Annotated in this window: 12 protein-coding genes; 7 read left to right on the plus strand and 5 right to left on the minus strand. The window is 56.2% G+C overall.

The features are described 5' to 3' along the window. Positions 1–14: 14 nt before the first annotated feature. Positions 15–791, minus strand: a complete 777-nt coding sequence (argB, locus tag F0319_RS16090) for an acetylglutamate kinase (protein ID WP_090420882.1) — start codon at positions 789–791, stop codon at positions 15–17. A gap of 6 nt (positions 792–797) precedes the next feature. Continuing rightward, positions 798–1,802: an N-acetyl-gamma-glutamyl-phosphate reductase gene (gene argC / locus F0319_RS16095; RefSeq protein ID WP_032662767.1), complete on the minus strand. Its 1,005-nt coding sequence runs from the start codon at positions 1,800–1,802 to the stop codon at positions 798–800. Positions 1,803–1,890: 88 nt separating this feature from the next. Here argC and argE point away from each other — a divergent pair, with 88 nt between their 5' ends. The 3 genes from argE (at position 1,891) to katG (ending at position 6,520) form a co-directional block, all read left to right on the plus strand. Continuing rightward, positions 1,891–3,042 (plus strand): acetylornithine deacetylase, encoded by a 1,152-nt coding sequence (gene argE / locus F0319_RS16100; protein ID WP_047653031.1) that lies wholly within the window; start codon positions 1,891–1,893, stop codon positions 3,040–3,042. A 262-nt stretch (positions 3,043–3,304) separates the two neighbouring features. Next, positions 3,305–4,192, plus strand: a complete 888-nt coding sequence (gene metF / locus F0319_RS16105; protein WP_023309676.1) for a methylenetetrahydrofolate reductase — start codon at positions 3,305–3,307, stop codon at positions 4,190–4,192. A gap of 147 nt (positions 4,193–4,339) precedes the next feature. After that, positions 4,340–6,520 carry a catalase/peroxidase HPI gene (gene katG, locus F0319_RS16110; protein WP_149367359.1) on the plus strand — a complete coding sequence of 727 codons (2,181 nt, stop codon included), beginning with the start codon at positions 4,340–4,342 and terminating at the stop codon, positions 6,518–6,520. A gap of 84 nt (positions 6,521–6,604) precedes the next feature. Here the strand turns inward: katG and gldA are convergent, their stop codons facing one another. The 3 genes from gldA to ptsP are packed head-to-tail and all read right to left on the minus strand — an operon-like array spanning position 6,605 to position 10,899. Then, positions 6,605–7,708: a bifunctional L-1,2-propanediol dehydrogenase/glycerol dehydrogenase gene (gene gldA, locus F0319_RS16115; protein ID WP_111963968.1), complete on the minus strand. Its 1,104-nt coding sequence runs from the start codon at positions 7,706–7,708 to the stop codon at positions 6,605–6,607. 12 nt (positions 7,709–7,720) lie between these two features. Next, positions 7,721–8,383 (minus strand): fructose-6-phosphate aldolase, encoded by a 663-nt coding sequence (gene fsa, locus F0319_RS16120; RefSeq protein ID WP_149367360.1) that lies wholly within the window; start codon positions 8,381–8,383, stop codon positions 7,721–7,723. A gap of 14 nt (positions 8,384–8,397) precedes the next feature. Continuing rightward, positions 8,398–10,899 (minus strand): phosphoenolpyruvate--protein phosphotransferase, encoded by a 2,502-nt coding sequence (gene ptsP / locus F0319_RS16125; protein WP_149367361.1) that lies wholly within the window; start codon positions 10,897–10,899, stop codon positions 8,398–8,400. Between the two features lie 305 nt (positions 10,900–11,204). Here ptsP and F0319_RS16130 point away from each other — a divergent pair, with 305 nt between their 5' ends. Genes F0319_RS16130 through F0319_RS16145 form a run of 4 tightly spaced genes read left to right on the plus strand, consistent with a single transcriptional unit; the run spans position 11,205 to position 15,809 of the window. Further along, positions 11,205–12,284 carry a PTS fructose transporter subunit EIIC gene (locus F0319_RS16130; protein ID WP_149367362.1) on the plus strand — a complete coding sequence of 360 codons (1,080 nt, stop codon included), beginning with the start codon at positions 11,205–11,207 and terminating at the stop codon, positions 12,282–12,284. A gap of 14 nt (positions 12,285–12,298) precedes the next feature. After that, entirely contained in the window at positions 12,299–12,619 is a 321-nt protein-coding gene (locus F0319_RS16135) for a PTS fructose-like transporter subunit IIB (protein WP_111963972.1), read from the plus strand. 51 nt (positions 12,620–12,670) lie between these two features. Next, a complete protein-coding gene (locus tag F0319_RS16140) occupies positions 12,671–14,968 on the plus strand; it encodes a formate C-acetyltransferase (protein ID WP_149367363.1) in 2,298 nt (765 codons plus the stop codon). Further along, entirely contained in the window at positions 14,934–15,809 is an 876-nt protein-coding gene (locus F0319_RS16145; protein ID WP_149367364.1) for a [formate-C-acetyltransferase]-activating enzyme, read from the plus strand. Before F0319_RS16140 ends, F0319_RS16145 begins: the two co-directional genes overlap by 35 nt.

Consider the following 15,809-nt stretch of genomic DNA (forward strand, 5'->3'; position numbering starts at 1 on the left):
AAACGTTAAATCGATTACGCCAGAATACGCGTGCCAATCGGCGTGCCGTTGAACAGCGCAGGCAGTTGTTCAGCGTGACGCCAGGAGGCGATATCCACCGGGCGGCCCAGCGTGCGCGCGGCATCCAGCGCGGCGTTCACTTTGACGATCATGCCGTCGGTGATGATGCCCTGCGCAATCAGCTGCTCGGCTTTCTCTGCCGTCATTTCTGCGATGCGCTGGCCTTTTCCGTCCAGAATGCCGCTCACGTCGGAGAGAAGGATCAGATCCGCGCCCAGCGTTGCCGCGAGCGCGGTTGCTGCCTGGTCAGCGTTGACGTTCATCAGCTCGCCCTCTTCGGTCACGCCGATTGAGCTCACCACCGGCAGGAAACCCCCTTCCAGCAGCGTATTAATCAGCTTAGGCGAACCAGGCTGCGCCAGTCCAACGTGGCCGAGCTCTTCGTCGAGCTGGGTCACTTTTACGCTGTCGCCATCGCCCAGATAGAGGCCAACGGACGCGATGTGGTGTTTCTTCGCCCACGCCAGCAGCGTTTTGTTCGCCGTACCCGCCAGCGCGCCGGTAATGATGTCAATCTGGTCAGCAGGCGTCACGCGCAGGCCGTTTTTCTTTTTCACCGGCAGGTTGAGCCCTTTCATCAGCTCATCCACCACGCAGCCGCCGCCGTGCACAATCACCAGCGGACGTTGATGTGACTCGCGATAGTTCACCAGCGCGGTAAACAGACGCTCCAGCGCTTCTTCGCTATCCAGCAGTACACCACCGAGTTTGATAATTAATGGGTTCATCATCACACCTTAAATAAGAGCCTGCGTTTCCGGGAAACCGAAACGAATATTTGCACACTGCATTGCCTGTGCGGCAGCGCCTTTCAGTAAGTTATCTTCTGCGGCCACCACGATGAGATGCTCACCTTGAACGGCAAAGCCGATATCGCAGAACGGCAGACCGACCACGTTTTTCAGCGCCGGCACGCCTTTGTCGTACAGGCGCACCAGCGGTTTGTCCGCATACGCCTGCGTGAAGGCCTCGTTCACCTGCTCTTTGGTCACGCCCGGTTTCAGGCGGCAGGTGATGGTTTCGAGGATCCCACGCGGGAAGCTGCCCAGGTGCGGGGTGAAAATGACGTCCGCGCCCAGATGCGTCGTGATTTCAGGGTGATGACGGTGATTAAACACGCCATACGGCTGAAGGCTCACTTCGCAGAAGCTGTTGGAGATCGCCGCCTTGCGGCCTGCACCGCTCACGCCGCTGGTGGCGTTGATCACCGGCCACTGGCTCAGATCCAGCAGGCCTGCGTCGATCAGCGGCTTCAGGGAAAGCTGCGCCGCAGTCGGGTAGCAGCCCGGAACGGCAATCAGGTCAGCTTCTTTCAGTTTGTCTGCGCTCCACTCCGCCAGGCCGTACACCGCTTTTTCCAGCAGATCCGGATGCTGATGGGTGAAACCGTAATATTTTTCGTAGAACGCGCCATCATTAACGCGGAACGCGCCGGAGAGGTCGAAGACCACGCACCCAGCCGCCAGGAACTGCGGCGCCAGGTCGTGGCTGACCTCGTGCGCGGTGGCTAAAAACACCACGTCGACGCCGTCGGTAAACTCGCTGATGTCAGACATGGGCTGCAGCGGCAGATCGACCAGGCCCTTAAGCTGCGGATGCAAATCGGAAATTAACTTTCCTGCATCATTGCTTTGCGCTGACACGGTCAAAGCGGTTATGGTCATATGTGGATGGCGATTCACGTAGCTTACAAGCTCTGCGCCCGCATAACCGCTAGCGCCTACAATCAGCGTATTCAACATCGGGTTCCTTTATGCTCAACGTTAATGTATTTTTATTCACATTTATTGCATGAATATTGATACTATCACGACCTAAGGTGTGTCAACAATGAAAATGAACTTACCGCCATTTATCGAGATCTACCGCGCCCTGATTGCCACACCGTCCATCAGCGCAACGGAAGAAGCGCTGGATCAGAGCAATGAGTCTTTAATCAATCTGCTGGCGGGTTGGTTTAGCGATCTTGGGTTTAATGTTGAGGTTCAGCCCGTTCCCGGAACCCGCCACAAATTTAACCTGCTCGCCAGCACCGGAACCGGTGCGGGCGGCCTGCTGCTGGCCGGTCATACCGACACCGTCCCGTTTGACGATGGCCGCTGGACGCGCGATCCGTTCACCCTGACCGAGCACGACAACAAGCTCTACGGTTTGGGCACCGCCGACATGAAAGGCTTCTTCGCCTTTATCCTCGACGCGCTGCGTGACGTGGACGTGACGAAGCTGAAAAAACCGCTCTACATTCTGGCGACCGCTGATGAAGAGACCAGCATGGCGGGCGCGCGCTACTTTTCTGAAAACACGTCGATTCGCCCGGATTGCGCGATCATCGGCGAGCCGACGTCGTTGCAACCTATTCGCGCGCACAAAGGCCATATCTCTACGGCCGTGCGCGTGCTCGGCCAGTCTGGCCACTCCAGCGACCCGGCGCGCGGCGTGAACGCCATTGAGCTGATGCATGACGCCATCGGTCGCATCATGGCCCTGCGCGACGATCTGAAAGAGCGCTATCACTATGACGCGTTCACCGTGCCGTATCCGACTCTGAACCTCGGCAGCCTGCACGGCGGCGATGCCTCGAACCGTATCTGCGCCTGCTGCGAACTGCATATGGACATCCGCCCGCTGCCGGGTATGACCCTCAGCGATCTCGACGGCCTGCTGAATGAGGCGCTGGCCCCGGTGAGCGAGCGCTGGCCGGGCCGCCTGACGGTCTCCGAACTGCATCCGCCGATCCCGGGTTACGAATGCCCGCCGGACCATCAGCTGGTTGAGGTGGTGGAAAAGCTGCTCGGTGAGAAAACCGACGTGGTGAACTACTGCACCGAAGCGCCGTTTATTCAGACGCTTTGCCCTACGCTGGTCCTGGGCCCCGGCTCCATCAACCAGGCGCACCAGCCGGATGAATATCTGGAAACCCGCTTCATCAAGCCAACCCGTGAACTGATTACCCAGGTTGTGCATCACTTCTGCTGGCATTAAAACCGCACCGAACACCCCATAGGGAGAAGACTGCCTGGTGCGGTCTTTTCCCCTTTACCCAAAGGGCAGTAAGGTCCTGGGCAGGGGATGTCTCACTCCCCATCATGAACTTTCTTCATCTTGTCTGAGCAAACCTCACCGTTATTGTTGATTATTTATGTTGACGTCCCTCTGCTTTTCCGTCATTTTTACATCTGGACGTCTAAACGTATAGAAGTTCACAAGACAACAGACAACGACATGTGATTGATAGAGGTAAGGTATGAGCTTTTTTCACGCCAACCAGCGGGAAGCACTGAATCAGAGCCTGGCCGAAGTAAACGGTCAGATTAACGTCTCTTTTGAATTTTTCCCGCCGCGCACCAGTGAAATGGAGCAAACCCTGTGGAGCTCTATCGATCGTCTCAGCAGCCTGAAGCCGAAGTTCGTTTCCGTGACTTACGGCGCTAACTCCGGCGAGCGCGATCGTACGCACAGCATTATCAAAGGCATCAAAGATCGTACCGGTCTGGAAGCTGCGCCGCACCTCACCTGTATTGACGCGACCCGCGACGAGTTACGGGCTATCGCCCAGGATTACTGGAATAACGGCATCCGTCATATTGTCGCACTGCGCGGTGATCTGCCGCCGGGCAGCGGTAAGCCGGACATGTATGCCGCCGATCTGGTCGCGCTGCTGAAAGACGTGGCTGATTTTGATATCTCCGTTGCCGCTTATCCTGAGGTGCATCCGGAAGCGAAAAGCGCCCAGGCCGATCTGCTTAACCTCAAGCGTAAAGTGGACGCCGGCGCGAATCGCGCCATTACCCAGTTCTTCTTCGATGTCGAAAGCTATCTGCGCTTCCGTGACCGCTGCGTCTCCGCGGGCATCGACGTTGAAATTATCCCGGGTATTCTGCCGGTCTCTAACTTCAAGCAGGCGAAGAAATTCGCTGATATGACCAATGTCCGTATTCCGCTGTGGATGTCCAAAATGTACGAAGGGCTGGACGATGACCCGGAAACCCGCAAGCTGGTGGGGGCTAATATCGCGATGGACATGGTGAAAATTTTAAGCCGTGAAGGAGTAAAAGATTTCCACTTCTACACGTTAAATCGCGCGGAGATGAGCTACGCCATTTGCCATACCCTGGGCGTTCGCCCCGCGTAAAACACCAAAAGCCCTCTTATATTGAGGGCTTTTTAATAGGTCAAAAAGTTAAAAGGTATCAGCTATCGAATCTGTGGATTAATTCAACTATAACTTATTGCTAGTGGTGTATATCGTAACGGTAACACTGTAAAAGGGAGCATAGCGATGAGCACGTCAGACGAGACCAATAAAGCGGCATCAGTCGGCAAATGCCCGTTCCACCAGGGCGGCGTCGATCACAGCGCGGGCGCAGGTACAGGCAGCCGCGACTGGTGGCCAAAACAACTCCGCATCGATCTTCTTAACCAACATTCCAATCGTTCGAACCCGCTGGGTGAAGACTTCGACTACCGCAAAGAATTCAGCAAACTTGATTACTCCGCCCTTAAAGGCGACCTCAAAGCACTCTTAACCGACTCTCAACCGTGGTGGCCTGCCGACTGGGGCAGCTATGCGGGCTTGTTTATCCGTATGGCCTGGCACGGCGCGGGTACCTATCGCTCCGTTGACGGACGCGGTGGGGCTGGACGCGGTCAACAGCGCTTTGCGCCGCTGAACTCCTGGCCGGATAACGTAAGCCTGGATAAGGCGCGCCGTCTGCTGTGGCCCATCAAGAAAAAATACGGTCAAAAAATTTCCTGGGCTGACCTGTTTATCCTCGCGGGTAACGTGGCGCTGGAAAACTCGGGTTTCCGCACCTTTGGTTTTGGTGCCGGACGTGAAGACGTCTGGGAACCGGACCTGGACGTGAACTGGGGTGATGAGAAAGCCTGGCTGACCCACCGTGACCCGGAAGCGCTGGCGAAGCGTCCGCTGGCTGCCACCGAAATGGGCCTGATCTACGTCAATCCGGAAGGGCCAAACGCCAGCGGCGAACCGCTGTCAGCGGCGGCAGCGATTCGCGCCACCTTTGGCAACATGGGTATGAACGACGAAGAGACCGTGGCGCTGATTGCAGGCGGCCATACCCTCGGCAAAACCCACGGCGCGGGTGAAGCCACCCATGTGGGTACTGACCCGGAAGCCTCACCGATTGAAGCGCAGGGCCTCGGCTGGGCGAGCACGCTCGGCACGGGCGTGGGCGCTGATGCCATTACCTCCGGTCTGGAAGTCATCTGGTCACAAACCCCGACCCAGTGGAGCAACTACTTCTTCGAGAACCTGTTCAAATTCGAATGGGTACAGACCCGCAGCCCGGCGGGAGCGATTCAGTTTGAAGCCGTGGATGCGCCGGAAATCATGCCTGACCCGTTCGACCCATCCAAAAAACGTAAGCCAACGATGCTGGTTACCGACCTGACACTGCGTTTTGACCCGGAATTCGAAAAGATTTCCCGCCGCTTCCTGAACGACCCGCAGGCCTTTAACGAAGCCTTCGCGCGCGCGTGGTTCAAATTGACCCACCGCGATATGGGACCAAAATCGCGTTACCTCGGCCCGGAAGTACCGAAAGAAGATCTGATCTGGCAGGACCCGCTGCCGGAGGCGGTATTCAAACCTACCAAAGAGGACATTGAAAGCCTGAAGGCGGAAATTGCGGCCTCTGGCCTCTCTGTGAGCGAGCTGGTTTCTGTGGCCTGGGCGTCGGCATCGACCTTCCGCGGTGGCGATAAGCGTGGCGGCGCCAACGGTGCGCGTCTGGCGCTTGCTCCTCAGCGTGACTGGGACGTGAACGCCGCAGCGGTTCGTGCGCTGCCGGCTCTGGAAGCTATCCAGCGCACCACCAACAAAGCCTCTCTGGCCGACATTATCGTGCTGGCGGGCGTGGTAGGCGTTGAGCAGGCCGCAAAAGCGGCAGGCGTTTACGTCAACGTTCCGTTTACGCCGGGCCGCGTGGATGCGCGTCAGGATCAGACGGATATCGAGATGTTTAACCTGCTCGAACCGGTTGCTGACGGCTTCCGCAACTATCGTGCGCAGGTGGATGTGTCCACGACGGAATCCCTGCTTATTGATAAAGCCCAACAGCTGACGCTGACCGCACCGGAGCTGACGGTGCTGATCGGCGGCCTGCGCGTGCTGGGTGCCAACTTTGATGGCAGTAAGAACGGCGTGTTCACCAACCGCGAAGGCGTGCTGAGCAATGATTTCTTCGTGAACCTGCTGGACATGAATACCCAGTGGAAGGCGACCGACGAATCTAATGAGCTGTTTGCCGGAAGCGATCGCGCCAGCGGTGAAGTGAAATATACCGCCACCCGCGCCGATCTGGTCTTCGGTTCAAACGCCGTCCTGCGCGCGCTGGCAGAGGTTTATGCCAGTGATGATGCACACGAGAAGTTTGTCCGCGACTTCGTTGCAGCATGGGCGAGGGTGATGGATCTGGACCGGTTTGACGTGAAGTAACCCTTGTGCCGGGTGGCGGCTACGCCTTACCCGGCTTACGGGCAAAAAAATCCCCGCCGATGCGGGGATTTTTATTCATGCCAGTTACTCCCACTCCTGCAGGAACCGCTGCCCATACTGGTCAGCCACCAGCAGCGCCGCGTAAACCTGATCCGGCGACACGCCGCCAGGCATATTGTGGATGGTTTCTCCTTCCGCACAGGACGCCTCTGCGATCAGCCGCATTTTGGCCGGAATATCTTCTTTAATATTTAGCTGTGCCAGCGTAATCGGCAGCCCAACGCTGTGGCAAAGCGCCGCGACGGTCTCTATTTCTTCTACCGGCGCGTTTTCCAGCACCAGCTGCGTCAGCGTACCAAACGCCACTTTTTCACCGTGATAGAAGTGGTGCGCGTCCGGTACCGCCGTCATACCGTTATGAATAGCGTGTGCCGCCGCCAGTCCGCCGCTTTCAAATCCTACGCCGCTAAGATAGGTGTTGGCTTCGATAATGCGTTCCAGCGCCGGTGTTACTACATGCTGTTCCGCTGCAAGCATGGCCTTTTCACCCTCTTCAATCAGCGTGTTGTAGCACAGCTCGGCCAGCGCGAGAGCAGCCTGCGTACATTTGCCGCCCGCCATGGTGGTCGCACCGCTGCGCGAGCAGGCGCGTGCTTCAAACCAGGTCGCCAGCGCATCGCCAATCCCGGCGGCCAGCAGACGTGCCGGCGCACCTGCTACCACTTTGGTATCCACAATGACCATGTTCGGGTTGTGCGGCAGCATCAGGTAGCGATCGAACTCGCCGCTATCGGTGTAGATAACGGAAAGGGCGCTGCACGGCGCATCGGTGGAGGCAATAGTCGGTGCAATGGCGACGGGCACGTCCATAAAGTGAGCCAGCGCTTTGGCGGTATCCAGCGTTTTACCGCCGCCGATGCCCAGGACTGCCAGGCAGTCGGCGCCGTCGGCCAGTTTTTTCAGGCGATCGATTTCATTTTGTGAACACTCGCCGCCAAATGGCGCTATTTCGGCATAGAGTTCCGCATTTTTAAAACTCTGACGCAGGGTCTCTTCGGCAAAACCCAGCACAAATTTATCGCCGACAACCAGCCAGCGATTGGCCAGGGGTTTCAGATAGTCGCCGAGACGGGTAAGCACATCAGCGCCCTGGATATATTTTCCCGGCGATTGAATGATACGGTCCATAACAGTTCTCCCTTAGAGATTGAGGCTACCAAACGCGTTTTTCCAGTCTTGCTCGAACTTCTCTACGGCTGACTCTACCGCTGGCGTGCCGAGCATTTGTTGCGCTACGTCTAAGGGAAGCGTGATTGCCTCGCATCCTGTCAACAAGCAGTCCAGCGCCTGACGCGGCGTTTTGAAGCTGGCGGCCAGCACTTTGCTTTCCGGCGCGTGCAGTTCCAGCAGGGATTGCAGCTCCTGGACCATGCGAATGCCGTCACCGCCCTGAGCGTCAACGCGGTTTACGTACGGCGCGACATATTTCGCGCCTGTCAGTGCGGCAAGCAAGCCCTGCGCCGCGCTGTAAACGGCGGTTCCCAGCGTGGTTATCCCCTCTTTTTTCAATGCTTTAATCGCGATGAGCCCCTCAGCCGTCACCGGGATTTTCACCACAATTTCCGGGATGGCGTTACTCAAACGTTTGGCTTCCTCCACCATGCCTTCGGCATCGCGGCTCATGGTTTGAGCAAACAGCGTGCCTTCTGGCCCGATGGCTTTTTGCAGGCGCGGCAGCACGTCCCAAATGGATTCACGGCTGGCGGCGATGATGCTCGGGTTGGTGGTGACGCCCGCTATGGGAAAAATGCGCGTCAGGCGTTCAACTTCCGCCACGTTGGCGGTATCCAGGTACAGTTCCATCACTCTTCCTCGTTTTACAGTTCTAATTCGTGTTGTAGCAGGGAAGCAATCGACTCCCCGGAGCTGGCGTTAACCAGCGCGTTGCGGAAATCTTCATGCATGATGCGGCGTGCCAGGCGGGAAAAAATACGCATATGCTGATCGCCCGCGGCATGTTTGTTCAGCGTCAGCATGATGATGAATTGTGCTTCTTCATCCCCCCACGTGACGGGGGCTTTCAGGCGTGCAACGCTAATGGTGGATTGCTCAATGTGCTCCGATTTGCAGTGCGGAATGGCAAAGCTAAAGCCGAGCCCGGTGGAGAAGACGGCTTCGCGCGCCCACAGATCGGCCTCCAGCTTGCGGGGGTAGCGGCAACGTCCTGCAAGCAGCAGGTTATCGGTCATTCCTTTCATGACCTCTTCTTTGCTGTTCCAGTCATTGTCCAGTGAAATGCAGCGTGGTGTGACCAGCGGTGTGTCCTGCTGATTCATGCGGAACTGCGCCAGCAGGTGTTCCACTTCAAGCGAAGTGCGACACGCCATAGCCTGATTCAGCAACTGGCGGCAGGCGCGGCTATCAAGCTGTGCCAGGCGCGCTTTGGTTGCCGGAATGGCGGGCGACCCCATGCTCAGCTCATCCAGACCCAGACCCACCAGCAATGGCAACACCGAACCTTTTGCACCCAGTTCGCCGCACAGGCCAATCCATTTACCCTGGCGATGGACGGCTTGCACCGCGTAATCCAGCGCCCGCAGGAAGGCCGGGTTAAGGCTGTTGTAATGGCGTGTGACTTTGGCGTTGTCGCGGTCAACGGCCAGCAGATACTGCGTCAGGTCATTGCTACCGATGCTAAAGAAATCAATCTCTTCGCAGCACTGATCGATGATAAACATTACAGAAGGCACTTCCAGCATGATGCCGAGCGGGATTTTCTCATCAAACGGAGTATGTTCCGCGCGGAGCTGTTGTTTCGCTTCGGCAAGTTTCTCTTTCACCCACAGGATCTCTTCCATGGAAGAGATCATCGGGATCATTATCTTCAGGCTGCCGTGAGCAGAGGCGCGCAGGATCGCCCGAAGCTGGGTGGAGAAAAGCACTGCATATTCTTCGTAAATACGTACGGCGCGGTAGCCGAGGAACGGGTTATTTTCGGCCGGGATATTCAGATACTCCACCGGTTTATCGCCGCCGATATCCATGGTCCGCACGATGATGCTGCGCCCGTTTGCGCTTTCCAGCGCCTGGCAGAAAATGTTGTAGAGCTCGTTTTCACCGGGCGCGCTGCTGCGGTCCATATAAAGCATTTCGGTGCGAAACAGGCCAACGCCTTCGGCGCCGTTCGCAAATGCTGCCTGCGCTTCCACCGCATGGGCGATGTTAGCGGCAATCTCAACGCGCAGGCCGTCTGCGGTTCTGGCTTCCCGGTCAAGCCAGATGCCCTGCTGCTCGCGTAGTGCCTGTTGTACCCGTGCTTCCTGTCGGTAGTAGCGTGTTACCGCATCGCTGGCATTGACCACGACCGCACCGGCATTGCCATCGATAAATACGGGCTTATTGCGCCACTGCAGCAGGCTTTCGCTGTCGACGCCCACTAGTGTCGGAATATTAAAGGAGCGTGCAAGAATAACGGTGTGCGAGGTTGTTCCACCGCTTTTTAGCAGTAGCCCCTTAAGCAAAGTTTTATCGAGTTCCAGGAACTGGCCGGGCGTGAGGTCGTCGGCAAGGCAGACGCTCGGCTGAGTGAGTTGTCCCGGTGCCGGAAAGCGTTGTTCACCATAAATTTGTTGTAAAAGTTGATAGCAAACATCGCGCACATCCAGCACACGTTCCTGTAAGTAGCTGCTGCTGGAGCGAGAGAACGCATCGCAGAAATGGTTGGCTGTGGCGATTATCGCTTGCGCGCAGCTTAGCCCCTGGCTCACGCCAGCAAGAAGATGCTGATGCAGAGAGGTATCCGTCGCCAGAGATCTGTGCGCGTCGAGAATTGCGCTGGCGGTGCTGTCGCTGTCCAGCGCACGAAGTTCAATGTTTTTCACCAGCAGGGTGAGTCCGTTGTCCAGCGCTGACTGTTCATCTTCCACGCTTTTCCCGTCGGGTAAATCCGTCAGTGCATTGAGATCCAGCGAGGTCAGCAACGTCAGCACGCCCTGGGCACTACCGCTGCACACAGGCAGGGCGCGAAAGAGCGTTGGATTAAGGCGTGCGAGAGATTCTGGCAGCGGATCGCGCCCAGTATTGATGGCTTCTGCGAGCGGCGCATCACAGTGTGGAAATTCTTCCCGGAGCCATTGTTCCAGATGTTGATGGGCGTTCTGCTCATCTTCACCATGGATCACCAGACGACAGGCGTCGCCTGCCAGCGTATCGGTACCAATAAGTGCCAGTGCGCTCTTGGCATTCCCTTTACGGTCTGTGCGCAGGTTGTGCCATTCGATTTGCGAGATAAACGTATTGCACAGCGTCTCCACATGACTTGCCGGACGCGCGTGAACACCGTTGGGTAATTCACAGGTAAATTCCACTACGAGAGCCATACACACTCCTGAAATCAATCCTCATTCATTGGGCAACAGCATACGAGTGTGTTGATGACGCGCGCCATGTGACAAATCTGCCAAAAGCTGGACAAATGTAATATCACGTGAAAAGTGAGATTTGACTCACAGGTTGTGGTGTTTTGTCTTATGCGTACCATTGATCAGAAATGTGGAGGCGGATCTCATTTTTATTTCGACATTACAAAAATCCAGTAAATGGCCTTTTTGTCTCCTGTTAGCCGTCTTCCTGATTGCCTATTGTTTGCCACAACATCTTTATGGTTTTAGGCCAGGAGCGACATATGAAAGAGTTGGTGCATATTCTCAAGAACACGCGGCAGCATCTGATGACCGGGGTATCACACATGATCCCGTTCGTGGTCGCAGGCGGTATTTTGCTGGCGGTCTCGGTCATGCTGTACGGCAAGGGTGCGGTCCCGGATGCAGCAACCGATCCCAACCTCAAAAAGCTATTCGATATCGGCGTAGCAGGGTTGACGCTGATGGTGCCTTTCCTGGCCGCCTATATTGGCTATTCCATTGCCGAGCGCGCAGCGCTGGCGCCTTGCGCTATTGCCGCGTGGGTCGGTAACAGCTTCGGTGCGGGTTTCTTCGGCGCCATTATTGCCGGGATCCTCGGCGGGATTGTCGTCTGGTATCTGAAAAAACTGCCGGTCCCGAAAGTGCTGCGATCCGTCATGCCTATCTTCATCATCCCTATCATCGGCACCTTTGTTACCGCAGGCATCATGATGTGGGGTCTGGGTGAACCAGTTGGCGCGTTGACGACGGGCTTAACCCAGTGGCTGCAAGGGATGCAGCAGGGCAGCATCGTAGTGTTGGCCGTCATCATGGGGTTGATGCTGGCCTTCGACATGGGCGGCCCGATTAATAAAGTCGCCTATGCCTTCATGCTGATCTGCGTTGCACAGGGCGTCTACACCGTGGTGGCGATTGCGGCAGTCGGTATCTGTGTGCCACCGCTGGGATTAGGCCTGGCGACGCTGATTAATCGCAAGAATTTTACCGGTGAAGAGCGTGAAGCGGGTAAGGCCGCATTAGTGATGGGCTGCGTGGGGGTCACCGAAGGGGCCATTCCGTTCGCCGCAGCCGATCCTCTGCGTGTCATTCCCTCCATCATGCTGGGTTCCGCATCTGGCGCAGTGACGGCCGCCGTGATGGGCGCGCAATGCTATGCCGGCTGGGGCGGGCTCATCGTTCTCCCTGTGGTGGAGGGCAAAATCGGCTACATCGCGGCGGTTGCCGTGGGGGCTGTGGTGACGGCCATTAGCGTTAACGTGCTGAAGAGTATTGCCCGCAAGAATGCAAAACAGGTCGTGGAAAAAGAGGACGACCTGGATCTGGATTTCGAAATTAACTGAGTGAGGAAGAGAACATGACCCGAATTATTGCAGTAACAGCATGTCCGTCAGGCGTTGCTCATACCTACATGGCGGCCGAAGCGTTGGAAAGTGCCGCCAAAGCTAAAGGTTGGGAAGTGAAGGTTGAAACGCAGGGGTCGATTGGCCTGGAGAACGAACTGACGGCAGAAGACGTTGCCGCCGCAGATATGGTGATCCTGACCAAAGATATTGGCATTAAGTTCGAAGAGCGCTTTGCCGGGAAAACCATTGTACGCGTCAATATCAGCGACGCGGTAAAACGCGCTGACGCCATCATGAACAAAATTGATGCCCACCTGGCGCAAACCGCCTGACGCTTTCCCGCCCTTAGGGGCGGGCTCGTTTTCCGTTACAGGAGTTCCCTCATGACGAATCGTACCCAGCGTTTGAAAGACGCTCTTTTTGCCAGTCCACGTGAAATCTCGCTTGAGCGTGCTTTGCTCTATACCGCCAGCCATCAGCAGACGGAGGGCGAGCCGGTTATCCTCAGGCGAGCAAAAGCCACGGCGTACATTCTGGACCATGTGAACATCGCGATTCGTGATGAGGAACTGATTGCGGGAAACCGGACCGTTAAACCGCGCGCGGGCATTATGTCTCCTGAGATGGATCCGTACTGGCTGCTTAAGGAGCTGGACCAGTTTTCCACACGCCCGCAGGACCGCTTCGAGATCGGCGAAGCGGATAAGCAGATCTACCGTGACGTGCTGTATCCCTACTGGGAAAAACGGTCGATGAAGGATTTCATCAACAGCCAGATGACGGATGAGGTGAAAGCCGCCGTGGGGACGCAAATTTTCAGCGTCAATCAGACGGACAAAGGGCAGGGGCATATCATTATTGATTATCCGCGCCTGCTCAATAATGGCCTGGGTGTGCTGGTGGAGGAATTGCGCGAACACTGCGCCCGCGATGCGCAGAACACGTTCTATGCCGCCGCGCTGATTCTGCTGGAAGCCTCCCAGCGTCATATTCTGCGCTATGCCGCGCTGGCTGAAAGGCTTGCGTCCGGCTGTGATGAAGCTTCACGGCGTGAAGAACTATGTAAGATTGCCGAAATCTCGCGTCATAACGCGCAGCATAAGCCGCAAACGTTCTGGCAGGCGTGTCAGCTGTTCTGGTATATGAACGTCATTTTGCAATACGAATCTAACGCCAGCTCGCTTTCTATCGGGCGCTTCGACCAGTATATGTTGCCGTTTTATCAGGCTTCACTCTCGCAGGGGGACGATCCCGAATTTCTGAAAGAGCTACTGGAATCGCTGTGGGTGAAATGCAATGACGTGGTGCTTTTACGTTCGACCAGTAGCGCACGTTATTTTGCTGGTTTTCCGACGGGTTATACCGCGTTGTTGGGCGGCTTAACGGAGAGCGGTCGGAGCGCAGTGAATGTACTTTCCTTCCTGTGCCTGGATGCTTACCAGAGGGTTCAGCTTCCGCAGCCGAACCTCGGCGTACGGGTTAACGAACTTATCGACCGAGCTTTCCTGCTTAAAACGGCGGAGACGATCCGCCTGGGCACCGGTATCCCGCAGATTTTCAATGATGAAGTGGTGGTGCCTGCTTTCCTTAATCGGGGGGTGTCGCTGGAAGACGCGCGCGACTACGCGGTGGTTGGCTGTGTAGAACTGTCGATTCCGGGTAAAACCTACGGTCTGCATGATATCGCGATGTTTAACCTGCTGAAGGTAATGGAAATCGCGATGCAGGAGAACGAAGGTAACGCAGCGCTGAGTTATGAAGGCCTGCTGGACCATATCCGCGCCAAAATTAACCACTATATTGCGCTAATGGTTGAGGGGAGCAATATCTGCGATATCGGCCATCGCGACTGGGCACCGGTGCCGTTACTCTCTTCATTCATAAGCGATTGTCTGGAATCAGGGAAAGATATTACCGAGGGTGGCGCGCGCTATAACTTTTCTGGCGTTCAGGGGATCGGGATAGCCAATCTGAGTGATTCACTGCACGCCCTGAAAGGGCTGGTTTTTGAACAGCATCGCTTAAGTTTTGATGAGCTATTAGCCGTATTGAACGCTAACTTTGCCACGCCAGAGGGCAAAAAAATCCGCGCACGGTTGATTAATCGCTTCGAAAAATACGGCAATGATATCGATGATGTCGACAACATCAGCGCTGAACTGCTGCGCCATTACTGTAAAGAGGTCGAAAAATACCGGAACCCGCGCGGCGGGCACTTCACTCCGGGGTCTTATACCGTGTCGGCACACGTGCCGCTCGGGGCGGTGGTGGGGGCCACGCCCGATGGCCGCTTTGCCGGCGAACAGCTGGCAGACGGTGGGCTTTCGCCGATGCTTGGGCAAGATATGCAGGGCCCAACGGCGGTACTTAAATCGGTAAGCAAGCTGGATAACTATCTGCTATCTAACGGTACGCTGCTAAACGTTAAATTTACCCCTGCGACGCTGGAAGGCGATGCCGGGCTGCAAAAGCTGGCTGATTTCCTTCGCGCTTTCACCCAGCTTAAGTTGCAGCATATCCAATTCAACGTGGTGAACGCGGAGACATTGCGTGAAGCGCAACAGCGTCCACAGGATTTTGCCGGGCTGGTGGTACGCGTTGCTGGCTACAGCGCCTTCTTTGTTGAGTTATCGAAGGAGATCCAGGATGACATTATCCGCCGCACAGCGCATCAGCTGTGACGTGGTTGAAGCGCGCGCCGAGGTGGCGCGTATTTTCAATATTCAGCGCTACTCATTGAATGACGGACGCGGCATCCGTACGGTTGTCTTTTTTAAAGGCTGCCCTCACCGCTGTCCGTGGTGTGCGAATCCAGAGTCGATTTCGCCGAAAATCGAGATGGTGCGCAGAGAGAGTAAATGTCTTAACTGCGCCCCCTGTTTACGGGACGTTGATGAGTGCCCCTCCGGCGCATTTGAGCCTATCGGGCGGGACGTTACGCTGGATGAGCTGGAAAAAGAGGTCATGAAAGACGATGTATTCTTTCGTTCCTCGGGAGGCGGAGTGACGCTTTCGGGTGGGGAAGTATTGCTGCAGGCACCTTTCGCGACACGGCTACTACAAAGGCTGCGTCGATTCGGCGTGCATACGGCCATCGAAACGGCAGGCGATGCCCCTTTGTCCCGATTAATGCCGCTGGCTCGCCAGTGTGATGAAGTGCTGTTTGATTTGAAGATCATGGACGCGGATCTGGCCCAATCGATTGTGGTAATGAATCTTCCCAGAGTGCTGGATAATTTCCGCCAGCTGGTGGCTGACGGGATAAACGTGATTCCCCGCGTGCCGCTTATTCCGGGCTATACGCTCAACGAAACGAACATGACGCGCGTACTGGATTTCCTGCTACCTTCAGGAATACGACAGCTGCATTTATTGCCCTTTCATCAGTATGGGGAGCCAAAATACCGTCTGCTGGGACAGAAGTGGGGCATGCGGCAAGTTATCCCTCCGACAGAAGATGAGGTGTCAGCGATGCGTCAACGGGCAGAGCGAGAAGGTTTCAATGTTACCCTGGGAGGCTGA

The sequence above is a fragment of the Enterobacter vonholyi genome (assembly GCF_008364555.1).
GTDB lineage: Bacteria > Pseudomonadota > Gammaproteobacteria > Enterobacterales > Enterobacteriaceae > Enterobacter > Enterobacter vonholyi.